20 protein-coding genes are annotated in these 25,265 nt (G+C 36.5%); 8 read left to right on the top strand and 12 right to left on the bottom strand.

Annotation, left to right across the window (positions count from 1 at the left end; translation table 11 throughout):
- Nucleotides 1–297 precede the first annotated feature (297 nt).
- A complete protein-coding gene (locus tag QMG60_RS09820) occupies nucleotides 298–1,974 on the top strand; it encodes a helix-turn-helix domain-containing protein (protein WP_281867686.1) in 1,677 nt (558 codons plus the stop codon).
- Between the two features lie 30 nt (nucleotides 1,975–2,004).
- Here the strand turns inward: QMG60_RS09820 and QMG60_RS09815 are convergent, their stop codons facing one another.
- The 9 genes from QMG60_RS09815 to QMG60_RS09775 form a co-directional block, all read right to left on the bottom strand.
- The gene (locus QMG60_RS09815; RefSeq protein WP_281867685.1) at nucleotides 2,005–2,838 is read right to left on the bottom strand and encodes a hypothetical protein; all 834 of its coding nucleotides are present in this window, start codon (nucleotides 2,836–2,838) and stop codon (nucleotides 2,005–2,007) included.
- A gap of 79 nt (nucleotides 2,839–2,917) precedes the next feature.
- The gene (locus tag QMG60_RS09810; protein WP_281867684.1) at nucleotides 2,918–3,115 is read right to left on the bottom strand and encodes a hypothetical protein; all 198 of its coding nucleotides are present in this window, start codon (nucleotides 3,113–3,115) and stop codon (nucleotides 2,918–2,920) included.
- Nucleotides 3,116–3,538: 423 nt separating this feature from the next.
- The gene (locus tag QMG60_RS09805) at nucleotides 3,539–4,045 is read right to left on the bottom strand and encodes a hypothetical protein (RefSeq protein ID WP_281867683.1); all 507 of its coding nucleotides are present in this window, start codon (nucleotides 4,043–4,045) and stop codon (nucleotides 3,539–3,541) included.
- A gap of 261 nt (nucleotides 4,046–4,306) precedes the next feature.
- Nucleotides 4,307–4,726: a GNAT family N-acetyltransferase gene (locus QMG60_RS09800; protein WP_281867682.1), complete on the bottom strand. Its 420-nt coding sequence runs from the start codon at nucleotides 4,724–4,726 to the stop codon at nucleotides 4,307–4,309.
- 170 nt (nucleotides 4,727–4,896) lie between these two features.
- Nucleotides 4,897–5,829 carry a hypothetical protein gene (locus QMG60_RS09795; RefSeq protein ID WP_281867681.1) on the bottom strand — a complete coding sequence of 311 codons (933 nt, stop codon included), beginning with the start codon at nucleotides 5,827–5,829 and terminating at the stop codon, nucleotides 4,897–4,899.
- Between the two features lie 58 nt (nucleotides 5,830–5,887).
- Nucleotides 5,888–6,982: a DUF3800 domain-containing protein gene (locus QMG60_RS09790; protein ID WP_281867680.1), complete on the bottom strand. Its 1,095-nt coding sequence runs from the start codon at nucleotides 6,980–6,982 to the stop codon at nucleotides 5,888–5,890.
- 304 nt (nucleotides 6,983–7,286) lie between these two features.
- A complete protein-coding gene (locus QMG60_RS09785) occupies nucleotides 7,287–8,180 on the bottom strand; it encodes a hypothetical protein (RefSeq protein WP_281867679.1) in 894 nt (297 codons plus the stop codon).
- Nucleotides 8,181–8,465: 285 nt separating this feature from the next.
- Nucleotides 8,466–8,708 carry a molybdenum ABC transporter permease gene (locus QMG60_RS09780; protein WP_281867678.1) on the bottom strand — a complete coding sequence of 81 codons (243 nt, stop codon included), beginning with the start codon at nucleotides 8,706–8,708 and terminating at the stop codon, nucleotides 8,466–8,468.
- A gap of 150 nt (nucleotides 8,709–8,858) precedes the next feature.
- Nucleotides 8,859–9,212, bottom strand: a complete 354-nt coding sequence (locus QMG60_RS09775) for an XRE family transcriptional regulator (RefSeq protein ID WP_281867677.1) — start codon at nucleotides 9,210–9,212, stop codon at nucleotides 8,859–8,861.
- Nucleotides 9,213–9,861: 649 nt separating this feature from the next.
- Between QMG60_RS09775 and QMG60_RS09770 the strand changes: the two genes are divergently transcribed.
- Genes QMG60_RS09770 through QMG60_RS09760 form a run of 3 tightly spaced genes read left to right on the top strand, consistent with a single transcriptional unit; the run spans nucleotide 9,862 to nucleotide 16,949 of the window.
- Entirely contained in the window at nucleotides 9,862–12,894 is a 3,033-nt protein-coding gene (locus QMG60_RS09770) for a SusC/RagA family TonB-linked outer membrane protein (RefSeq protein ID WP_281867676.1), read from the top strand.
- An 18-nt stretch (nucleotides 12,895–12,912) separates the two neighbouring features.
- Nucleotides 12,913–14,331: a RagB/SusD family nutrient uptake outer membrane protein gene (locus QMG60_RS09765; RefSeq protein WP_281867675.1), complete on the top strand. Its 1,419-nt coding sequence runs from the start codon at nucleotides 12,913–12,915 to the stop codon at nucleotides 14,329–14,331.
- The gene (locus tag QMG60_RS09760; RefSeq protein ID WP_281867674.1) at nucleotides 14,331–16,949 is read left to right on the top strand and encodes a prolyl oligopeptidase family serine peptidase; all 2,619 of its coding nucleotides are present in this window, start codon (nucleotides 14,331–14,333) and stop codon (nucleotides 16,947–16,949) included. Before QMG60_RS09765 ends, QMG60_RS09760 begins: the two co-directional genes overlap by 1 nt.
- Before the next feature lie 45 nt (nucleotides 16,950–16,994).
- Here the strand turns inward: QMG60_RS09760 and QMG60_RS09755 are convergent, their stop codons facing one another.
- Both QMG60_RS09755 and QMG60_RS09750 read right to left on the bottom strand, forming a co-directional pair.
- Nucleotides 16,995–17,258, bottom strand: a complete 264-nt coding sequence (locus QMG60_RS09755; RefSeq protein WP_281867673.1) for a DUF6520 family protein — start codon at nucleotides 17,256–17,258, stop codon at nucleotides 16,995–16,997.
- Between the two features lie 89 nt (nucleotides 17,259–17,347).
- On the bottom strand, nucleotides 17,348–18,862 hold the full coding sequence (locus tag QMG60_RS09750; RefSeq protein ID WP_281867672.1) for a MauE/DoxX family redox-associated membrane protein: 1,515 nt from the start codon (nucleotides 18,860–18,862) through the stop codon (nucleotides 17,348–17,350).
- A gap of 410 nt (nucleotides 18,863–19,272) precedes the next feature.
- Here QMG60_RS09750 and dinB point away from each other — a divergent pair, with 410 nt between their 5' ends.
- From dinB to QMG60_RS09730, 4 genes are all read left to right on the top strand, one after another.
- Nucleotides 19,273–20,454, top strand: a complete 1,182-nt coding sequence (dinB, locus tag QMG60_RS09745; protein WP_281867671.1) for a DNA polymerase IV — start codon at nucleotides 19,273–19,275, stop codon at nucleotides 20,452–20,454.
- 5 nt (nucleotides 20,455–20,459) lie between these two features.
- The gene (gene dnaE / locus QMG60_RS09740) at nucleotides 20,460–23,513 is read left to right on the top strand and encodes a DNA polymerase III subunit alpha (RefSeq protein WP_281867670.1); all 3,054 of its coding nucleotides are present in this window, start codon (nucleotides 20,460–20,462) and stop codon (nucleotides 23,511–23,513) included.
- 295 nt (nucleotides 23,514–23,808) lie between these two features.
- A complete protein-coding gene (locus tag QMG60_RS09735) occupies nucleotides 23,809–24,435 on the top strand; it encodes an SOS response-associated peptidase (protein WP_281867669.1) in 627 nt (208 codons plus the stop codon).
- Between the two features lie 7 nt (nucleotides 24,436–24,442).
- The gene (locus QMG60_RS09730) at nucleotides 24,443–24,889 is read left to right on the top strand and encodes a hypothetical protein (protein ID WP_281867668.1); all 447 of its coding nucleotides are present in this window, start codon (nucleotides 24,443–24,445) and stop codon (nucleotides 24,887–24,889) included.
- Here the strand turns inward: QMG60_RS09730 and QMG60_RS09725 are convergent, their stop codons facing one another.
- Nucleotides 24,890–25,222 carry a hypothetical protein gene (locus QMG60_RS09725; RefSeq protein WP_281867667.1) on the bottom strand — a complete coding sequence of 111 codons (333 nt, stop codon included), beginning with the start codon at nucleotides 25,220–25,222 and terminating at the stop codon, nucleotides 24,890–24,892. It abuts the gene before it with no gap.
- Between the last annotated feature and the right edge of the window lie 43 nt (nucleotides 25,223–25,265).

The following is a 25,265-nucleotide window of genomic DNA, read 5'->3' as shown; positions in this document are numbered from 1 at the left end:
TCATTTTTCACCCGGGGAAAGCAGAATAATTCTCTGGAAAGAATCCAGAATGTGTGCTTTGAATTCAAAGGCAAAACTATACGCAAAAAATCCGCCTGACAAAAGTTAGTCTGGCCATTTACAGCATTATTACTAGCATTTTTCAGAAAATCGACACAGTATATTTTATTAGTTATTTTCTGTATTTATAAGTATATTTGATTGTTTGCACACTCGTGTATCCCTGCCAGTCTTCTTGTTAAAACATTTTTGTATTAAATAGTTTTACTGCCAAAACAAACCCCTTAAATTTAATTTATGGTAAGACATTTACTTGTAATGTTTTTGTGTTTAATCCAGTATACAAACGCGCAAAAACATATAAACCAAATTCCTGATTCGTTACAAAATAGAGATTTTGACTATCTTTTTGACTGCATAGAAAAACAGAATATCAGCAGGCAAAATCAATCAATATACCTACAAACCTTTTTGATAAAAGCCAAGTTGGAGAGAAATTGGGAAGAGCTTTCCAATGCGTACAAAAATTATATTTATTATGCCCCAAATGAGCTAAAACTCATCTATGCCGACAGTATGGTTTGGGCAGCCAGAAAATCAAAAGAAAATGAAATTATCGGATCAGCTTATCTATCAAAAGGAGTTGCATTCTATGGCCAAAAACGCCTTTCCGAGGCGATGAACAATTATTTAATAGCAGATCAATATATTGCAAAGACAAATGATGATTACTTAATTTATAAAACAAAATACCAGATTGCACAAATCAAATTTTACCTCGGTTATTATAATGAAGCGATTTCCCTTTTTCAGCAGTGTATTGATTATTTTAAGGGTAATAATCCAAGAGCCTATCTAAATTCTCTGCATTCAATCGGAGCATGTTACAAGATGATTGGCAATCATGCACTATGTACCTCAATTAATGAAAAGGGAATTGCCGAGGGTATAAAGACCGGAAACTCAGAAATGAAATTCTATTTCATCCAGTCTGAAGGAATAAACCAATCCATGATAAACAATTATGAAATTAGTTTAAATAAATTACAATATGCGCTCCCTGGTATTCGTGCCAACAAAGATTTTTCCAATGAGATGGTAAGTTATTTTTACATGGGGAAAAACCATTGGGGTCTGAATGATAAGGAAAAAGCATTGTCGTATTTTAAAAAAGTGGACAGGGGATATTCAGAGCATGATTATATGCGACCTGATTTAAGACAGGCATATGAGTATATGATTTCTTATTATAAAGAAAAACACATGCTCAAAGAGCAGCTCCATTATATCGAAAAATTACTTGATATTGACAAAAAGATGCATTTAACCTACGCCTATCTTCAGGGAAAAATCCGCAAAGAATATGATACTCGGGATCTGCTGAAAGAGCAGCAGCAATTAAAAAGTTCCTTAAATCATCGAAAATACAATGATGTTATATTCATATCTATCATCGGTATTATGTTGCTCTTTATAATCTATGGGAAAATCCGATGCCGTAAAAACAAAAAAGAATCGAAAAAGAATTACAAAGAGCTGCTGCAAAAAATTGAAGAGGCGGAAAAATCTAAAAATGATAAAGGTGAAGATGTAGATTTTTCAATGAGCAGAGGTGCGGAAGCCGCAGTTCTACAATCCTTATTAAAATTTGAGAACAGTAAAAAATTCCTTGAAAAAGATCTGACTCTCACAAAATTAGCCAGCTATTTCAATACTAATACAAAGTACTTATCGCTGATTATTGTCCGTCACAGAAATAAAAAATTCAATGATTACATCAACTCTTTAAAGGTCAACTATATTGCTCAAAGAATTAGAAATGAAAAGATTCTACAGAATTACACGCACACAGCCCTTGCAGAGGAGGCAGGTTTCAGCACAACCAGAAGGTTTGTTAACGCTTTTGTAAGCTGCACGGGAATAACGCCTAAATATTTTATTGAAGAATTGAAAAAGGATGATATCGTATTATAATTCAAAAATATCACTCTTTGGATTATAGGCTTACTTGGCACCTATTTGTCTTTGAAGTTCTGATTCAATTTTCACAAAAGCTTTTGTCATTTGGCATAAGATAACTGCCTCTTCATTAGTAACAGTAGGAATTGCTAAACTTCCATGTCCGGCTAGGGGGCTGGTATTTCGTTTTTTATAAATTTCTAAAATATAGTCTAATATTACAGGCGGTAATTTTGATTCATTCCTGTATTTGTTAAAAAATCCTCCCAGTGATTCATTTTGTATACTTTCTGAACTAATTACTTCTTTTGCCATTGTTTCAAAAATTGTAGCGCTTGAGTGCAGTACATTTGAATAATCTTTCATGCTTAAAGCATTATCCATTCGATCTACTAGCAACCGAATATTTTGATGCTGATCACCAAAGTTCTCTGCTTCGATTTCTCCAATTGGAAATACTTTTATTCCAAAAGTTGTCTCTTTGTTTATAAATTCAAACGAGGCATTTTCTTCCTTTAGAGCATCATTAATAAATTCTAAATCTATTATTTCTTTATCAAGTATCTCTCCAACAAATTCAATAAATTGCAGCGTATCCAATCTGCGAATAGCTAAATGAAAATTACTATCGTGCCACGCGTATTCAGCTTCTTGATAAAAACCATTATCGTCGGATTCCAAAACATATATGTTTCTTGTTAATAATGTACTCGATAAGTTGATAATAATGTTCTTTCTAAAAATTATCGATTCGGCGTGTTCAGGTTCTTCTGTCCAATGCATTAAATGTCTTGTTATATATGCATAAAATTCTTGAGAAAGAACCTCATATTCTAATTCTCTTCTTTGCTCTTTTGTTGAGTAAATTGTAAATTTCATTTCTCTTTATTTTGTAAAATCATTATAAGACAACGAATGCGTGCCTTTATCAGTATTACATTATATTTAAATCTAAATGCTAAACAGGTATATGAGCAACAACGTCTTTAATATCTATTGTCCAATCTTGATAAATACCAAATTTATCAAGATTAATATGAATTCTGTTTCCAGTGAATCCCGTTACTGTCCAGTACAGATCATGGTTATTTTGCGTAGTAGTAGAATGAAAAAATACTTCGTCTCCAATTTTTATGTCATTTATATTATAACTCATCTAATCTATTTTAAAATGTTTTTATTTTGGCGTAAAAAGCCATATTTTTTGTTAAATTAAATCATAAAGGTCTGTAAGCTTTCACCCTCGTGATTTCTAGCCAAGAAAAGACGAACCATATGCTCTCTTTAATCACTTAAACCTATTCTATTTCATTCACTGCGATCTCATTCATAGAACTTTTAGCTATATTTAGCTGTTCAGATTTATGAAGATATCCAGAAAATATTCCTTCTAATTCCATGTTATTATGTGTTGTGAATTTTTATACATTCATCAATGTTCCAAGAGTTGGTTAAGTAGCAGGATCTTTACTAATTAATTTTAAATGTAACTAAAATTTAAACTTAGTAATTTCAAGCAAAATACCATTTATATTGCACATCTCTGTTGGCTGTCACCGATTTTTTTGCAGTTTTTAAGTCATTCCGATTGTAATGCTTTTTGCTTTTTAACTTTTGCAGAATCAATAACTTTGACCTGTAAAGAAGCATTTTTTTTTTTGACTTCTATTGCATTTTTATCAACTTGTGTAATATCTGGTTTTGATTTCTGCAAGGTCAAGAGTATTGCAATTAATGAAACTGCAAAAGAAGCAATAGACACCGCAAAACTCCAATTTGCTCTTGAACGTTCGGTTTTGATACGCAGATACTTTTTATCTTCATAAGCAAATACGCCTTTATTGGTGATTGCATAACCTAAGAAACTGTATTCATTATCGACGTTCAGATTCTGTAATTTTATTTCTTCATTAGCGGATAACGAAGCGAGTATAACTTTAACGACGTCATAGTCTAAATTCTTCTTTTTTACTATTTGATCAATTGTCAAAAACGCTTCTCTAAACTCATGATATTCTTCAATATAATTTAGTTTTACTTCCAGAAAAAGTTTTAGAATTGAATGTTTGGTTTTGTTATAATTCATTTTGAGATATTTTACTTTTTAGCAATTATAAAGCAATGACTAGTAATTTTACGAATCTTAACTTAATAGAAGCTTCGTGAATACTATTTTTTTTATAATTAATACTTGTTTCAAGATATTTTGTCTTGATTTAATTCTTTTAAAATGAATTTAGTATTTTATTTACAACATATTCCTAATAAGATAATCAACAAGTTTTATTTCAAAATCTTAAATGTGTTTTCTGTTGCTAAAATGACTTTTTGGAATTCATTGCCGCTGCTAATTTGTGCTTACACATTTTTGATAAACATAAACCCAATTCCCACTTTTGGGATAAAAAAATCTATTCACTTTTGTATATCCATTTCTCGAAAAAAGTCGAATGCTGTTTTCATTATTAGTTCTAATTGTACATTGCAAAATTTTTGCGCCACCCTGATTTGCTTTTGCTTCTGCTTTACTAAGAATTTTTTTTCCAAAACCTTTCCCTTCATAATCTGCAGCAACTAAAACATGCGAAATTTCCCATTGATACCACTGAACTTTTTTACTTTCTGCGCACGCAATAATTTTTCCGGAATCTTCTAGATAAACATAATTTTCGCTAGAATCTAAAATACTACTAAATGTATACTTAGTGACTAATTGATTTCTTTCATTCAGTAAATCAGCGATTTGTTCCGCAATTTCTTCTGTCATAATTTCAATATTAAAATAACTATTTTAAAGGTTGCTGTAAGATCTTGCCCTTAAAAATTGTGGGTCCAAGCAAGCTGAGCATTCCCTGTTAACGTAATATTTCTTTCTGAAAACAAAATTCCTACTGCTAAAATTTAACAATTTTACTTACAAGCCGTTACCTCTTTGGCTTATTTCTTTGGAAAATTTATCACTTTCGTTAATATGGTATCATTGCGATTTTGCTTTAGTAATTCATGAAGTTTAGCTTCTGTTTCTTGATATTGTTCTAATTTTTTTAATTGAATACTATCAAGTTTTACTTCATTATTTCCAGAAGCCTTCCATGCATAATAAACTTCTCCAACACTACCCAATATTCCGATAAACCCTAAAGCCAACGCTGACCATAAAGCGAATCGAGCTACTTTCAAATTACTTTGAGAATCCAGAAGAGCTGCATTTGCGAGAACAACACTTTTTCTTGATTCTTCCAAACTGTCCTCACTTATCTTTATTCCTTTTCGAGTTTCGCTTAAACTATCAACACTTAATTGTAGACCGTTTCGCGTTTCAATTAGACTATCTTCCGCTATTTTTAAGTTTTGAATATGCTTTATTTCTTCATCGGATTTATAATCGTTATTATAATAGTCAATAAGTGTCTGCGTTGGGTAAATGTCTTTGCTGTAAAACTGTCTTATTTTTTCAAAAAAGGAATTATCATCAATAACATTTGTATGAATAGTAGATGGTACTGCAATATTGCCAATTTCAACAGAAGTAAGCAAAACTGGCATTTGAGAGCTTTTTGAAATAAAGTAAATCAATTCGCTTTTAGATAAATAATCCAAAAAATTAACAGTATTGATAATACTTCTAGTCATATGATTGTTCAAAACATGATTCGATATTGATGACGGATCAGCAGTTTGAATTTCTATACTTGGAAAAATACCAGGGCCGACGGAAATAATCATTTTCCCATTATATTTTACAGAAATATCATTTATTAATGCATCAAAAGTTATCATAAAATGATTTGTCGGTTGTCTTTGAAGTATAACCTCCCATTCAACAAGTCTTTTTACGATATCTTTCTCTAGTGAACTAAATTGTCTCATATAATTGTGTTTTCACCCTTACAGGAATCATTCCCATTCTTGCGGATATTAGTCAAAGTTATTTTGGATATGAATCTTTAAATTTCTGTTCATTGTCTAGTGCTTTCAATGATAAAAAATCTAAAGGATTAACATCATCTTCATTGCTTTTATATTCTTTATATACTGAACTTAAATCGGGCTGTAAAGGATGAACATTCATTTTTGCTAATCTTGTATTTGCTATAATATTTGCCATCGTATCAGTTTCATTATATTTTAGTAAGATGTTTTTAGCATAATATGCAAATGAACTTCCAATTAAATCAGACAACTGAATTTGTATATTGTGTTTCGAGTCAACAGTCTCAATTGAGTTGATTTGTAATGGATATATTATTTTTCTATTATCAAAACCAACATCTATTTTATCTTGAGTTACATCATTTGAAAGATAAGAAATAAACTTTTTCCAGAATTCGACTTGTTTTGACTCGTCGTGAATTATATTTATAACAACATTTTCTTTCTTGTGCCATATATCGCTAAGTAGAATTATAGAAGGTAATGCCAAATCAATTGAAAATTTATTAATAGACTCTAAAATTTCTTCAATATAATCTTTACTTTTTAGAATTGGAAAGAAAAAGTTTTTTTCTCCTTCCTCAACAATAGCATTAAAAATTTCATCTGCTTTGGAATAAAAGTCGTTAATTGAAGTCGTGTCTTTTGTTCTAATCATTTTTTGAAACAGTTCCAATAATTCTAAATATTTAGATTTTAAAGCAAAAAATTCCGTTTGTAAATAAAGAGAATGAGCAAACATAATATTTAATCCATTTTCATAGTATTCTAAATTACTATGATGTAAGCTTGTTTCAACTAATTGATCTACCAAATGAGCACAGAGAGCAAATTTTTTATTATAATATGCTATTTTAATCCTATCATAATTAATCAAAGGATCATTCAATATCGTTTGAATTGGTTTTTGATATTTAGGGTATTTTTTGATTTTATTGAAGTGAATTTCATCAGAAACTGTTTTTAAAGGAGATAATAATTTTTCACTTTCTTCAAGTGAGAAATTATGTGAAACAACAATGTATACAGGCTGGTTTTTATCCAATAAGTTTTGACCAGAATTACCAGCTTCATCAAAATAAATATTCATAATTTTGCTTTTTAAGAGTGAATTTCCGCTAAACCAGTACTCAATAAAATTGGTGCTATCATTTCGCTTGAGTTCCATTTTTTGTAAAATGATTAAAAGTTCATCTACCAACTACAGATAAAACTTTAATTGACAACAAACCTACAAAACCATTTTTCATTTATTTTACGGTTTCCATACTCATTATTAAAAGCTGCAAAATAATTCTTTTAATAATGAAAAGTCTACCGTATAAATACCTGTTTTTACAATCACTATTAACAATATAAAAGCTTGATAAGCATCTTTAGTTGTCTGTATTTGATTATGTTTTTGAAGTATTGATATTTTTATATGATAATCCATCTTCTGAAATGAGTAACCCTTGAACATCAAAACCAAACTGCCTTTTAATTTCTTCTGCGAACTTTTCTCCATCAGTTTGATTTTGAAACACTATCCCATTCGAATAATTACATTTAGGAAAGAACAAAAGACCGAAATTACCAACATGAAAGTGTATTCCAAAAGCAGGAGTTTGCGGATCAAAACTTCTTAAAAAAGATATCCCAAAACCTCCTTTTTCTGAACTAGCATTTTTTATCATAAATTTATCTGGCTCGGTATTTACAAATTCGTAGGGACCAACATAACAAATTCTGTTGATTTGGTAATTCAAGTAATTTACAGTTGCACTTGCATCTGCTTCGTTTGTGACCCGAACCATAAAATCTCCAACGGTTTCTACCTTTTCATCATCTATAACTTTTTCAAATGCATTTTCCATTTTTTCAAAGTCCTGAGATTTGCTCGAATTATGATAATATTCTTGATATTTACTAAAACCTATTTTATCGCCTATCCATGCATTTTTCAAATTTTGTTCAATTTGATAATTAGTTACCTTATAAATTTTTGGCTGATTCCGATTTATAGTACAAACAATAAAATTAGTTTTATCGTGAGATTTTCTATTGATTTCTAAACACTTGATCAAGAGCGAATTTAGATTTAGAAGTTCTTTCTTATAATAGGATTGCAAAACCTCTTCGGCATAATCTGGTAAACCGGAAAATGAAATAGAAATATATGGATTTAGAATTACTGTTTTTAATTGTCCTTTTAGCGGATTTTGTGAACCCAGGAAAATATCTGTAATTTTTGTATCAGAGATTATTTGAATATCATCTTCAATAATTTTTGCAATAACTAATGTCATAATTCTTCATTTAAAAAGAAGTTCTTGTGGATTACCTCTATCCTAATTCTTGTTTTAAGAGGTTTTAACAAACATACAAAACCACTTTTAATATCTTTTACGGTTTTCCGTAAGGGAGGCTTGAAAAACAAATAGTTTGTTAACTATTGCAGTGACTAAATATAAATAACTATTTTTATTTATTAATCAACATAAAAAAAGATGCAAAATGCATCTTCGTTGGATTCTTTATTTCCTTTGTTCTATATCTTAATTATTGTAGTAATACAAATTAGGTTACTACTATTAGAGCATCCACTTGGCAAATGCGAGCGCCAATACTCCAAGAATAATAAGCAGTCCGCCGATAAATGCTAGTATACTCTCCCAAAATGGTGTCAGCAAAGCATTACGATAATTTTTAAAACCCTCTGCTCCCGAAGGATTACGACGATAGAATACTCTTCTGCCAACAAATAGCTTAAGGGCGATTCCAATTATTAGTGCCAATACACCGAAAATAGTTAATACGGCATTATCTCTATTCATAGCATTTACCTTTAATAAATTAAACTATGTACATTTTCCTTTGAATATAATTGCAAAGTTAAATTCTTACAATAATTTATAAAAAAGAAAATAATAAGTAGTACCCTCTATATATAATTCAAAGATTTTTACTAATGCTTGAAAGTACTATTATGTTTTAATATTGGATATAGTATTTTTTAAATTTTCATAGTATGTAATCTTCATTTTACTGAGCTTTTTATCTAGCTTTATACATTCGTCAACAATCGCTAATATTTCACTTTTGCTTTTGAGTATAAACAGACTACAGAAATCAACGCCTAATTCTTGACTTACAGAATAAATTGTATCCCAGTTAGTTGCGTGTGCATATCTTTCCAATCTAGCAATTTTAGTCTTATCAGAATCAATTGATAATCCTAGACTTTCTTGAGAAATTTCTTTCTTCAGTCTTGCTAACTTTAAAACACAACCAATCTGAATATTTAAAAGTTTTAGTTCTTCTGCTCTATATTTAATCATATAGTAAAATTTCGGAAAAAAGGTCGAATTATTCGATACAAATTTGTATTGAAAAATTATTTTATTATATTTGACTATTAGAATACATCATTTGATGTAAATTTGCGTTTCTTCAATAGAAAATATTTGAAGCATTCGCTTTGAACCCGCATCGGAAAACTGGTAATTTTAGCACGCGGGAAGATAAGTGCAAATGCTCACGCCTAAAAGGGCGTGGGCTCACTTATTCGTGTGCGGGTATACCAGTACCTCCGATGCAATAAGATGAGTACCCGCGCCACTTTTTTTTTGGCCATACCTCAACTTCTCAAAGCTTCTTCATTACGTATTAAGGAACCGCAGTCTTTTGTTTAACCTATAACCGGTTTGAATATGGTGTAGATTTTTTAGTATTTGTAATACCTGGCCCGTACTGGTATTGTCCTTGAATTAGTCAAAGAAAGGGCAGGGCTATTACCTATAAACTCTTCCATAGTAAATTCCTTAAAACTTTAAAACAGCTTATGCCTATGCAGTAATCAAATTGAAAATCAAATTGAAAGTTCAATGAACCTCAATACCAAATAAAATGGCCCTCTGCTGCAGCGACCAAACTAGTGCAGAGGACCATAGCCAATCAAACCAACGTTTAACTAACCAATCCAATATTATGAATAATTTTTCATTTTACAAGGATGGGAAAGCTCTTTATTGCCTAATTTTTCTCTGGCTTTGTCTGCCTTTCTCATCCTCTTATGCCGCAAATTTTGAACGGCATTTCAATAAAGCATTTCAGCAGCATCAAATAGAAGGCACCGTAACTGATGGAAGTGCTCCCCTGCCGGGTGTTACAATAACCATTAAAAACAAATCAAATCATGCTGTGATATCGGATTACAGCGGACAGTTTTCGCTCGCTGCTGCACCTTATGACACCTTAGTAGTTTCATTTCTCGGTTTTAAAACTGCTCTTGTACCGATTGCCGGAAGGAAAAAAGTAGACATCTCACTACAGTTTAATACCAGTGCTCTTAAAGAAGTTATTGTCAACGCCGGTTACTACTCTGTAAAAGAAAAAGAGAAAACAGGAAGCATTGCCAGAATTACCTCCAAAGATATTGACAAACAGCCTGTGACAAACTTTTTAGCTACCATGCAAGGCAGGATGGCAGGGGTAAATATTACCCAGCAGACCGGAACAGCCGGGGGAGGATTCAATATTCAAATACGCGGTCAGAACAGCATACGAAGGGATGGAAATGCTCCCTTGTATATCATTGACGGAGTGCCCTACTCCAGTGAAGCCATCGGCAACGGATTATCCATGTCGGTAATGTCCATGAACACCAGTCCGCTGAGTTCTATCAATCCCGCGGACATTGAAAGCCTTGAAGTGCTAAAAGATGCTGATGCCACGTCCATATACGGATCACGGGGAGCAAATGGGGTCGTGCTTATTACCACCAAAAAAGGCAAGAAAGGAAAAACGGTCTTCAGTGCATCATTCTCTCAAGGAGCAGGAAGCGTTGCCCATTTTATGAAGATGATGAATACGAGCCAGTACCTATCGATGCGCCGCGAAGCATTTGCCAATGACGGTATTGCCGACTATCCTGAGAACGCCTACGATATCAATGGGACATGGGATCAGAGCCGTTATACCAACTGGCAGAAAAAGTTACTGGGAGGAACCTCTAAAATTACCAATATCAATGCCTCGGTTTCAGGTGGATCTGCTCAAACCCAATTTATGGTGTCGGGCACTTACGCAAGAGAAACAACTGTACTCCCAGGAGACTTCAGCTACAATAGGGTAAATCTTCGCACCAGCCTGAATCATGCCTCCGAGAACCAGCGTTTTAAATTATCTTTTACATCAGGCTATTCCATTGGCGATAATTTACAGGCTTCCAGAGACCTGACCATAGAGGCCACCATCCTGCCTCCCAATGCTCCTGCGCTTTATGATCAAAAGGGGGAACTGAATTGGGAGAACAATACTTTCCAGAATCCCTTGCGCCATCTCAACGGTTTGTCAAAAGCCAAAACCTACGATTTGGTGGCAAATAGTACCTTATCGTATACCCTTTTTAAAGGATTTGATATCAAAAGCAGTTTTGGATACACTGACCTTAAACATAGTGAAAGCAGTACTTTCCCATCCACCATATACAACCCTTCCGAGGGACTGACCAGCGAGAACTCTTATATTTATTATACCGATACAGCAAGGCAATCCTGGATTATAGAGCCTCAGCTCAACTGGAAGAGTGAATTTGGCCCGTTAAAAACAGATGTACTTCTTGGAAGCACCTTTCAAAGTCAGAACAATAAATCGCTGTCGATGAACGGAAGCGGATATTCCAGTAACAGCATGCTGTATAATCCTTCAGCGGCAACCGATCTTTTCATCCTTGGTTTTGACGATTCTGTATACAAATATCAATCCCTGTTTGGGCGCGCTAATTTTAACTGGGAAGACCGCTACATACTCAACCTGACGGCAAGACGCGATGGATCCAGTCGTTTTGGACCGGGAAATCGTTTTGCCTGGTTCGGCGCTGTGGGTGCCGCCTGGATTTTCTCAAAAGAAAAAGCCTTTGAAAAGAATTCTGCTCTAAGTTTTGGTAAAATAAGGGCAAGTTACGGGACAACAGGTAATGATCAGATTGGCAACTACCAGTTTTTGAATACCTATAGCTCATCGGGTGTTACTTACAATGGCATTTTGGGACTACAGCCAACGAGACTCTTCAATGCCGGGTTTGGATGGGAGACCAACAAAAAACTGGAAATCGCATTGGAAACAGGTTTTTTCAATGACCGCATTTTCCTTACCTATGCCTACTATCTTAACAAATCATCTAACCAGTTAGTAGGGATCCCTCTTCCCGGCACTACCGGATTTGCTGAAATACAATCCAATCTTGATGCAGTAGTTCAGAACAACGGTATCGAACTTACTCTTGAAACTAGAAATTTTAACAGTAAAACTTTTGGATGGACTACCTCTTTTAATTTTTCTGCGGCCAAAAATAAACTCTTGTCATTTCCAAATCTTGAGAGTTCCACCTACCAAAATAACTATGTTATCGGCAGGCCGCTTAATATTGTAAAAACCTTCCATTATACGGGAGTTGATCCGCAGACTGGTATTTACACCTTTAAAGACGTAAATGGTGACGGTATATTAACCGATACAGAAGACAAAAAAACAATCATGGATTTAAACCCCAAATATTTTGGAGGACTGCAGAACAGTATTCGCTACCAAAGATGGAAGTTGGATTTTCTATTCCAATTTGTAAAGCAGAAGAATTATGATATTCCAAAAACAATGGCCGTAGCAGGAACGATGGTTAACCAATCAACTGAAGTACTGGATCACTGGCAGTCTGCCGAAAATAGTGGAGTCACTCAAATCTATACTTCAGGAGCAAACGGCGCTGCTGAAAATGCACTTTACCAGTATACAGCCAGTGACGCCGGAATTACCGACGCTTCTTATATCAGGTTAAAAAATGTAGCCTTGACTTATGAATTTCCGGAGAAATGGCTTAAAAATATTGCCTGTAGAGCTACGCTTGAAGGCCAGAATCTTTTGACCATAACCCCGTATAAAGGTTCAGATCCAGAGTTTGCAGGAATTGGCTATTTGCCTCCCCTGCGCATAATTACGGCAGGACTTCAGCTTAATTTTTAATCCTTAAAACCATTAGAGATGAATACTATAACTTTTTTGATTCCTTCCAGCAATAAACAAGTAAGGCTCTTGGGGCCTTTTGTCCTTTTTGTAATTTTAGTCAGTATGTTATACAGTTGTGATAGTTTTACGCAGACTGATACGCCAACCGCTGAACTCAATGCTGACGCTGTCTTTCAAGAGATAAATACAGCAGAGGCTGCCATGAACAATATATTTGCCCAAATACGCGATAACGGAATGCTTACAGGAAAAGTAAACTCTGTTAGCAGGGAAATAGGACTCTACACCGACGAGCTGACCTGGTATGGAAACAGTGCGCAGGCATCCGCTAATTTCTATACCAATACCCTTATTCCGACGCACCCTACACTTGCCTCCTGGTGGGATAGCTCCTATAGCCAGATTTATGCTTCCAATGCCGTTATAGAAGGTGTTGCAGCGTCAAAACTCAAGCAGGCTGATAAAGACAGACTTATTGGGGAGGCAAAGTTTGCACGCGCCTTTTTACATTTTTACCTGTCGCAGCTCTGGGGAGATATACCTTATGTAGCGGGTACAGATTACAAGTTCAACAGCTCTGTTAATCGTCTTGCACAGCCTGAGGTATATTTAAAAATCATAGCGGATCTTGAACAAGCAGCCCTATTACTTCCTAATGAATACACCGATTCTTCGCGGACAGTTCCAAATTCATATGCTGCTAAAGCTTTACTAGCCAGGGTTTATCTCGTGCAGGGCAACTGGCCACTAGCCGCTGAGAACGCTTCGTCGGTAATAAACAACACCCAGACTTACAAGTGGATAACAGAACTCAATGATGTGTTCCTAAAAGAAAGTACCACTACAATCTGGCAGTATGCGCCCAGATCGGCCACAAGGAATACCGATGACGGAACCACCTTTATCTTTAATGCAGGTCCTCCTTTAGCCGTTGCCCTGACAAGTGATCTAATAAATGCATTTGAAGCCGGCGATCAAAGAAAGGTGAAATGGATCCGATCTCGAAACAAAGGCACCAGCATCTGGTACCATGCATATAAATACAAAAAGACAGGCAGCAATACGCCTCAGACAGAATTTACTGTTGTGATGCGTCTGGCTGAAATGTACCTCATACGAGCTGAAGCAAGAGCGCGGCAGGGAGAATTGAGCAATTCAAAAGAAGACCTCAATAAAATAAGAAATACAGCCGGACTTGCAAACACAACAGCTGTTACCCAAGAGGAAATACTTCAGGCTATACTTCGTGAGAGGCGAGTTGAATTTTTTACCGAGTTTGGACACCGTTTTCTGGATCTCAAGCGTTTTGGAGCACTTGATCAAGTACTATCAGCCAAGAAAGCTTCCTGGCAGAGCACTGACAGGCTTTTACCATTGCCCCAAAGAGAACTTAACTTAAATCCAAACCTTGAACCTCAAAATAGCGGCTACTAATGAAAAATATACATTATAATAAAACTCAAACGTACTTCTCATCCGTTACTATTCCGCTTAATTTATTGATCGTTTTTTTCATACTGGCCTGCCTGCCTGTGATGGGGCAGATAAATCAAAAAAGAATGGTTACACCACAGGATTATCGCTTATGGCACTATCTTGAAGCAGAAGACATTTCAGACAATGGCAGCTGGATCAGTTATAAAAAAACATATGATACTGCGGATACCCTTTTCGTGCAGAATAGAAAAACTGGCAAGGTTCATTTTTTTGCTGGCGGATCAAAAGGACATTTCGTTTCTGAACATTCTTTTGCATGCATTACACCTGACAACGTCGTGCATTTGTTATCCCTGTCCAATGGCCGTGACCATCTGTTTAAAAACGCCGCCCATTTTGAAATTTTGGGATCTAATTTAATAACAATAGCACATCGAAAAGAAGGCAGTTTATTGTCAATTTACACTCTAAAAGGCAAATTGCTTTTTAGCGAGAATAACGTATCAGAGTATGCTTTGTGCCCTGATAATAAAAAAATAGCCATTGCAACTAATGAGAATCAAAAGAATTTTGTTTGGATTGTAAATCCTGAATCTTCAAAAGAGCAGCATCAGGTAACAGAGGCTCCGGGAGGTACTTTCCGACAGCTGGCCTGGTCACAAGATTCCAGCATTCTGGCATTCATGCACTATGAGCAGGCAGAATCTGCACTTTATTATTATCAGGTGGACAAAAAGGCCCTGAGCACTTTTTCGACAGCCAATACAACTGTTTTCCCTGAAACTATGAATCTGGATCACAGAAGAAAAATTAAAATATCGCCTGATAATAAAAAAGTATTCTTTAGAATGAGGCAGCGCGAAGAACTTAATATTATTCGTAAAAAAAATGACGTACAGATCTGGAATGCTGCCGACAAATTCATTTATCCAAATGCAATAGAAATTGAAGGATGGAATATCATAAACAAACATGCATTTTGGGAACCGCTGACCAATCGTTTCCTGCAAATAACAAATCCTAAATTTCCAAATGGCGGTGAAGTGGGAACCATGAATTATGCACTTACCTTTAACCTGCAGGATTATGAACCGCAGAACAACCACAATGGTGACAAGGATGTTTATATCACCGACTTTGTTACGGGAATACGAAAGCTAATTATAAAAAAACACATTAGCAGTACCTCCAATTTATTGGCCTCGCCGGGCGGGAAATATATATCCTATTTTAAAGAAGGTAATTGGTATGTCTATGATATACGTAAAGGGACTCACAAGCAGATAAACCAAAATATTCCTTACCCTCTTAACATTGCCGATGGCTTAGATCCTCAAGATTGTTATGGCAATCCAGGCTGGCTCTCAGACGAACAGTACATATTGATTTATGACCAGTACGATATCTGGAAGGTTGCTATTGATGGTTCCAACCCCCAGAGACTCACCAAAGGACGCGAAAAAGGTGTTGTATACCGCATTGTGCCCCAGACTAGTGCTCAGCAAGTACAACACGACGTTTGGATTCAGACCAGTGGTCTTTTTAACCCAAAAGATACGCTGGTACTCAAAGCGCGCAGTACAGACCACTTGTACAATGGCATCTTTTTATTTGATTTTAAAAAAGGGCTGTCTCAAATATGTTATACAAATAAAGGAATAAGTACTATCCTGAAAAGCAAAAATAATATCTTCGCCTGGATAGAAGAAGATGCAGACCTGCCATGGCAGATAAAAGTTAAAGAACCGCGATCCGAAGAGACCCTTGTTATGCGAAGTAACTCCCAGCAAGATAAATTTAACTGGACAAATAAAGAAATAGTAGAGTATCAAAATTCAAAAGGAGAAACACTTAAGGGAATTTTATATTACCCGGCTGCTTATGAAAATGGAAAGCAGTATCCGATGGTGGTCAATATCTATGAAAAACAATCTTACCAAGCACATTATTACCATGTTCCAACCCTGTACAACGGGGATGGCTTTAATGTGGCCAATCTTACTGCAAAAGGTTATTTTGTACTGCTGCCCGATATTAACTATGAAGTTGGAAATGTTGGATTGTCTGCTGTAGATTGTGTGGAAGCAGCCGTTAAAGCAGTTTTAAAAGATCACGCCGTGGATAAAAAAAAGGTTGCTCTTATCGGACATTCTTTTGGAGGCTTTGAAACTGATTTTATTATAACCCAAAGTAAGCTCTTTGCATGCGCCGTTGCCGGAGCGGCTACCACCAATTTCCTTAGTTCCTATCTTGCGGTTTCTCCAAATCTGGGTATTCCTAATTTTTACAAGATGGAATTCGGGCAGGCACGAATGAAAGTATCTCCCTATGAAAATATGGACTGGTACCTTAAGAACTCACCTGTTATGCATGCTGCAAGCATCTCAACACCGCTGCTTTCATGGACAGGGCTTCAGGATCCGCAGGTGCTGCCCTCTCAAAGTTTTGAATTTTACATGGCTCTTAGGCGTCTTGGAAAAATACATATCATGCTTGCCTATCCTAATGAAGGACATGATTTGGCAGGAAAAGAAAATGCTACAGATTTAACCCGCCGTATTGAAGCGTGGTTTGATTATTACTTAAAAGGATCACAAGCTCCTTCATGGCTCTAATAAAAGCAATGCAGTCCTTATCGGACTGCATTTTTTAGATTATAATCATGGTTTGTAACCTATTCTAAGGCACTCGTCATTGTCGTTGAGAATATACAGCTGCTGTCCAAAACTAGATTGCCCAACACGGCAAACTGTTCCATTATTTACATCGCTGCAACTGTTCTTCTGTTCACAATCCGTTCCTTCTGAGTTGTGGGGAAGATATCCATTCACTGTCGACGCACTTTTTTTTGAAGTGGCCTCCGTGGTAAATGCACTTGTCACTGCCAAAACAATCACAAGCGCCGGTAAAATTACTTTTTTCATAATATTAAAAATTTATATGGTTGCGGCTTACTCTTTTTCAGGTTTTCAGCCATTCCCTGATACCGGCCGGGTATACTACAATTCTTATTTTATTCAAAGCCGTAGGCATCGATAATCTTTTTATTGAGTTTTACTACTGATAAATAACGCCCAGAGATTGCATATACTCTGTCTGCTGCTACTTTAAAACTGGTCATTTCCATACCGTTTATATGATAGATATACATACTTGAAATATATCTGCCGTCATTAAGGTTATAAACATCTAAAATAGAGGCATCCTTTAGCATTTTTTCGTCTTCGAATTTCCCGATACGTTTTGATTTTATAAAAAGCAGGTTGCCAAATACGGCAGAAGCTTTATTGATAACGAGTGGGGGTTTTGACATCTGGCTTTCTCCTTGGGAAAGCTGTGCCACTTTTATTTCAGCTTTAGAAACAGTATCTATGGTTTTCCCTTTTTTTATCAGCTTCATCTTTTTGTCAGCGGTCAGGAACTCATTTCTGTAATAATAGATATAATTGACGACCTTTAGCTTGCTGTTGGAAATCAGCATACCATCTGTATCAAAAATCCCGTCTATCTGTTTATCAAGCAGGGCCGTATTCTGTGACAAGATCCCTCTTTTTTCCAGACTATAAACCGCCAGGGTATTCTGCTTTTTAGTTAGGCTGGTTAAACGCAGTGCAATAGTCAATGAATCAATCGGGTCCGCAAGAGTAAAAAATGGAACATTCCCTTTATGGATCCGCGCTTTCCAATCCTCTATCTTTCCTGTAAAAATGGATGGTACGGTACCGTCTGTTACGAAAAAATAGGGACCAATTACCTTGATATGAATGTCATGAAAGGGAAGATCAGGCTGGTTGAGTACAATTTTAATACGTTTTTTGGTTTTAAAGGCGGTATCTATTTTGGTCAGATAAAGTGGCGTTGTTAGATTTCCAAGATAGATAGTATCACTCTTCATACCTGCAAAATAAAAAGAGTTTAAACCCAAATCGTATCTATTATATTCTGTCTGTGCGTGCGAGTCAAATCTTCTGATAAAGGTGTTGCGGCTATGTATTATATCTTCTGATATTAAATACAAAATGACCACAGCCAATATGCTGATAATTCCGGCGAAGATTATAATGAAATAAAAACGCAGGGAATTGATCCTTGCCATCCAATAATTCTCTTTCGCGTCATTTAGCAGCAGTGCAATGACAGCCAGAATTACAAATGTAATATTGAAAATAAGGTGCTCTTTCCATCCCAAATCCTGCAGGATCCCTCCGCAGGAACACGGGACATAAGAACTAAAATTAAGTATAGTAACAATATAAGCTGTAAAGGTTACCATCAGAGAGAACGATGCAAAAAGCCCAGTCAAACGCCAGCGCGGCCAGCAAAGCATTACAACAATTAACAGTTCAATGACAGGAACACCAATTGCAACCCAGCCTGCAAAGGCACTAAACAAAGGCGACTGGCCGAGCTTAATACTGAAATCATGATAGTCTAAAATTTTGCTGACAGCCGCATAAGTGAAAAGAAATGCAAACAAATAAGTAATCAATACTCTTAGGGCCGTTTTTGTTGTTTTTGAGATTTTCATGATCAGCTTGTTTAATCTAAAATGTATTTTCACGCAATAACCTGGCAGCTAAATTCATATAAAGCTTTTTTGCACAGCTAAATTATTCTAATTCTATCCCAGAATTGTTGGAAAAAAAGATCCAAAATTTATAAAAATTGATCCAATTTGCTATTTCTAATCCCTCCTTGCAGAGTGCTCCATCGTAAAGACCGGCATCCTTTTAACTCGTATATCGTTTTTCTAATTAAGAAAAAGCGTATAAAAATTTTAATTAGTAAATCTGTCTATTATTTCTGAATTTGAGTGTTTAAGGCGTGTTCCAGTGTGAGAAAATATTGATTTAACATTTTTGTTACAAATTAGAACACTTTGTTTTTATTTAATGTTCCGATCTGTGCTAATTTTGTTTGGTACTAAATGAGAAGATTATGCAGAGATCAGTTGTACATATTGATATGAATACGTTTTTTGTCTCCTGTGAAAGGCTGACCAATTCTGCCCTGAACGGGATACCGCTTATTATCGGCGGCGGAGACAGAGGGGTTGTGGCCTCATGCTCTTATGAAGCGCGAAGATTTGGCGTGCGTTCAGCAATGCCTATACAAATGGCATTAAGACTATGCCCGCAGGCCAAAGTAATGAAAGGTGATATGGAATTATACTCTAAGCTGTCACACAATATTACTGAAATTATTCAGGAAAAAGCACCCGTGGTGGAGAAAGCCAGCATTGACGAATTTTACCTCGATATCACCGGAATGGACAAATTCTACGGCAGTTATAAATGGACTGATGAACTTGCGCAAACCATTATTAAAGAGACAGGACTGCCCCTCACCTTTGCTTTATCAATCAATAAAACGGTTTCCAAAATAGGCACCGGCGAGGGAAAACAAAAGCAGAATCTTCAGATTCCAGAGCATATGGTACAGCAGTTCTTAAATCCGCTGTCCATCCAGAAAATTCCCATGGTAGGCGACAAAACTTTTCAGCTTTTATCGCGGATAGGAATCCGCACTATTGAGACTCTTTCCAAAATGCCCTGTGATGTACTGCAGCAGATGATAGGAAAAAATGGAATTGAATTATGGAAAAAATCCAACGGTATTGACAACAATCCTGTTGAACCTTACACTGAGAGGAAATCCATATCCACAGAACACACTTTCTCCCAGGATACTATAGATATCGAAAAGCTGAAAAGAATTATAGTGGGAATGGTGGAAAAATTGGCTTTCCAGCTTCGTTCCGAACAGTGGCTCACCTCAACAGTTACCATTAAAATACGGTATGCCAATTTTGATACCGAGACCAAACAGTGCCGCATACAGTATACGTCTGCCGATCATATCCTGACCAAAAATGTGACCGAGCTCTTCGATAAATTATACCAGCGCCGAATGCGTCTTCGTCTTATTGGCGTTCGGTTCAGCGGGCTGGTACGGGGTACTTATCAGATCGACCTTTTTCAGGATACAGAAGAAATGCTCGCGCTATATCAGGCTATGGACAAAATGAAAAGCCGATACGGTTTTGATGCCGTAATGCGATGCGCCGGGGCTTCATTCAAGCCTAATACCAAAAATGAAATTTTAAAACGCAAAACCTAAATACAATGTATCTCAATTGTCATTCTTTCCATTCCCTGCGCTATGGCACCATACCGCTGGATGAACTGGTGCCGCAGGCTGTCTCCTGCGGTGTCAAAGCAATGGCGCTTACCGACATCAACACGGTCACGGGAATATATGATTTCATAAAAAGCTGTGAGCAGGCAGGTATAAAACCACTGATAGGCATGGAATTCCGCTCTGAATTTCAACTGCGTTTTATCGGGCTTGCCAAAAATGCTTCGGGGCTTGCTGAAATGAACCGTTTTCTGACACATCATAACTTTAAAAAAACTGCCCTTCCTCCCTTTGCCCCGGATTTTAAGGATGTTTTTATCATCTATCCACTGGAGAATACACCCGATATTTTAAAGGAAAATGAATTCATTGGAATCCGCCCAGAACAGCTGTCTGAATTAATTTTGTCAAACTGGAGAAAACGAAAGGAAAAAATGGTAGTACTCCAGCCTGTAACCTTTCGTACCAAAAGAGAATACAACCTTCACAGGATTCTCTGTGCTATTGATCGCAATGTAATACTTTCAAAACTGAGACCAGAGGACTGCTGTACTACAAATGATAAAATGATACCTCTTCAGACATTGGTTAGTCAGTATAAAGAATACCCCGAAATCATTTCCAACACAGAAAAAGTTATAGCCGGCTGTAATTTTATCTATGATTTTCAGACTCCAAAAAATAAAAAGTACTACACTTCAAACAGGAAAAGTGACATGGACCTTCTTACCTCACTGGCAAAACAGGGTCTTAACTGGAGGTATGGCAAAAAGAACATTCAGGCCCGGGAACGAATGGAAAAAGAACTAAAGGTTATTGACCAGCTGGAGTTCAGCGGCTATTTCCTGATCACTTGGGATATCATCCGTTTTAGCAACAGCCAGGGTTTTCTTCATATTGGCCGGGGAAGCGGTGCCAATAGTATTGTTGCCTACTGTCTTGGGATTACTGACATCTGTCCCTTGGAGCTGGATCTTTATTTTGAGCGATTTTTAAATGTTAACCGCAAAAGCCCTCCTGACTTTGATATCGACTGGAGCTGGAAAGAACGCGATGTTATACTTGAGTATATCTTCAACCGCTATACCTACGAACATGTTGCTTTTTGCGGGACCAACGTTGAATTCAAATACCGCTCCATATTCAGGGAAGTTGGAAAAGTTTTCGGTCTGCCTAAGGAAGAGCTCGACATGCTTGCCAAAAATCCGATGAAACAGCATGACTCTAATCATATTGTTAAGTTTGTACAGGATTACGGCATGATGCTCGAGAAATATCCCAATCAAAGAAGCATGCATTCCTGTGGAATAATAATCTCCGAGGAACCCATTACCAACTACACGCCACTGGAAATGCCTCCAAAGGGTTTTCCTATAGTGCTTTTTGACATGAATGTAGCCGAAGATATTGGGTTTGAGAAATTTGATATCTTAAGCCAGCGGGGTATCGGGCATATTGACCAGAGTGTTAAGCTCATTGAGAAAAACCGTGGAATACGCGTAAATATCCGGGACACCTCCATTTCAAAAAATGAAGCAACGGCAAATTCCTATCTGGCAGAGGGCAGAACCATAGGCTGCTTTTACATTGAGAGCCCTGCTATGCGAGGACTCCTTAGACGCCTGAAATGTGACAATTATAAAACACTAGTTGCCGCTTCCTCCATTATCCGCCCGGGAGTGGCACAATCTGGTATGATGAAAGAATATATTTTCAGGCACAACCACCCTTCAAAGTTTGAATATTTCCATCCCGTATTCAAAGAACAGCTCGGAGAAACTTACGGTATCATGGTTTATCAGGAAGATGTAATTAAAATAGCACTGCACTATGGCGGGCTTCCTGCTGCCGACGGTGATATTCTGCGCCGTGCGATGTCGGGAAAAGGACGTTCTAAATCCGCGCTCCAAAAAGTAAAGGACAATTTCTTTGCCAGCTGTGCTGAACAAGGCCATCCCATAGCGCTCAGCGAGGAAATTTACCGCCAGATCGAATCCTTTGCCGGATACTCGTTCTGTAAAGCACACTCGGCATCCTATGCAGTGGAAAGCTACCAGAGTCTTTATCTGAAAGTGCATTTTCCCATAGAATTCATGGTTGCCGTAATAAATAATGAAGGTGGGTTTTACCGGCTTGAAATCTACGTTCATGAAGCAAGGATGGCTGGTGCAGCTATTCATGGGCCATGTGTAAACAAAAGCCTTTTTGAAACTACGCTTTATGGTACTGATGTCTATCTTGGTTTTATGCACCTAAAGAGTCTGGACTCTAAAATGGCACAATTTATTGAATCAGATCGTGACAGAAATGGGGAATTCCGGTCATTGGAAGACTTCATCAATCGTGTCCCGATGGGAATAGAAAGTGTAAAGATCTTAATTTTTATTGGGGCTTTCCGCTTTACGGGCAAAACCAAGAATCAGCTATTGGTAATTGCAAGTTTGCTTTTAAACAATTTCAAGCCCGAAAACAGAGGCCTCATGCTGCTGCAGGAACCTGTTAAAGAATATGAGCTTCCAACATTGGAAAGATCTATTTATGAAGATGCTTTTGACGAAATTGAACTGCTCAGCTTTCCCATATCCTGTACAGTCTTTGATTTATTGCAGACTGCGCACCGTGGCGATATAAAAGTCAGAGATCTTCCCTACTGCCATAAAAAACAGGTCCGGATGCTGGCTTATCTTATTTCTACAAAGCAGGTTCCTACTAAAAAAGGGAATATGTATTTTGGAACATGGATAGACAATGAAGGTGCTTATTTTGATACGGCGCATTTTCCGGACAGTCTGACGCATTTTCCTTTTCAGGGAGGAGGTTGTTACCTGCTTCTGGGTACTGTTGAAATTGATTATCACTTTCCTACAATTACCATTCATAAAATGGCTAAGATGCCTTTTATAGCTGATCCACGTTATATGGATGCGAAAGACCAGTTTAAAACCCAGCAGCTGATCCGCGAAGATGTCAGTACGACCCATCGTCAGCCTTATCCTCAGGAGCATGAGATTAATCTGCCAAGACACCGTATGAAATTTTGACTTTTTATTTATGTAAAGTCCTAATTATGAACTAATTTTGATAGAGAGCGAAAAAGGTGCAGAGGAAAATAATCGTAAGAATCAGCAGCCTGTTGCTGTTTCTCCGGCGCAGATTATTTTTCCTTAGCTGTTTTTCCCTCAGGAGGTTTTCAATATGCCTTACGTCAAAATGGTATCGGCCCATTTATACAATTTTTGATACCAAATTTATGAAAGGACATTTCTGTAAACTGCCTTTAAAAGATTTAATACTATTAAGATAAGTCGTGTTTTTACCTTTTAAAATCAGAATATTATGTGTTACTATACCCAGCAGTCAGCAGCAATTGAAAATGTAAAACGACGTTTTACTGCAAATGTGGATAATGAAGAAAACTATCTTCAGGCTGATTTTATAAATGGATTTTCGTATCCAAATATCCCTATTATACTTGACAGCTCCCCTAATCTCATTACCACAGATTATACATGGGGACTCGTGCCCTCATGGGCAAAAGATGTTGAGTTTAGAAAAAACACTTTAAACGCCAGGATTGAAACAATTGATGAAAAGCCATCTTTTAAAAACATAACCCAAAACCGATGCCTGATAATAGCCAGCGCGTATTATGAATGGCACTGGAATGACGAAAAAGGCACCAGTAAAGATAAATATCAGATCAACTCACAGGATGACGAGATTTTTACTTTCGCCGGCTTATATTCCTCCTGGGAAAATCCACTGACAGGGGAAATCAAAAACACTTATACCATGGTCACTACAAAGGCCAACAAAATAATGAGTTATGTTCACAATCACAAATACAGAATGCCAATAATGCTGAGGTCTCATGATGAATCAGCATGGCTGGACCAATCGGTAAAAATTACAGAATTTGCCTATCCTTATGAGGGAAATTTAATAGCCTTACAAACAAAATAAAAATTCTATGGATAATATTGGTAAAACAACAGCAGACTTTGTTCGTTTTTTTCTGGACGAATTATATTCTAAGACTCATTTCAGATACGAACATAATCCTGAGGTAATGGGCTTTTTTGAAGAGGATGATCCTTATTCGGACCACATTACAGCTGCTCAGGAACATGTTAAAGAATATATTCTTATGGCTATAAAAGAAGGGGCTGAAAATTTAACTCCACAGCAAGAGGCTCAACTTTTTGAAATCAAAAAAGAAGAAGTTTTTGCAATCCTACTGCCTGAAATTGAGAAGTATATTGAAGAAAAAGTTACAGTAGAAGTCATATGGCCCGACGCTCTTAGATTAATCGATGACGGGAATGGCGGCTTAAGGTATTTTAATCCTGAAATTGATGATCCTGCACTTCTTGATCAGCGCAATGATGCAATCGATATTGATCATCAAAAAGAATGATTATAAATATATCATTATATCCTTTTGGTCCGACTGAAGTTTAATTTTATCTGATTTTTTTATGGCATCAAATAAAATCTGATCTACTTCTGTTTCACTAAGAGCATCATAATCTATACTTTGCTCGGTGCTAAAATAAAACTCAAAATACGAAATCTGCTCACTGACAAGTTTCATATCTTCTTCCACGTAATCTTCACAATTGTCAATCTCCGGTCCAAAGTATTCCACCATTGCAACACCCCTGTTAATCAGTGACGTTACAAAGTCAATAGAAACCTCATTAGGAAAAGGTTTTCTGGCTGTAGATACTGTAAGAGTGTGATTGTACATCTTGCTTTTTTTTATAAAGTTACAAAATACAACTAAAAACAAA

Origin of the sequence: Flavobacterium sp. GSB-24 (genome assembly GCF_027924665.1) — a bacterium.
Taxonomy (GTDB): Bacteria; Bacteroidota; Bacteroidia; order Flavobacteriales; family Flavobacteriaceae; genus Flavobacterium.
The sequence above is the reverse complement of the archived record's forward strand: the minus strand, read 5'-3'. Positions and strand labels throughout refer to the sequence as shown.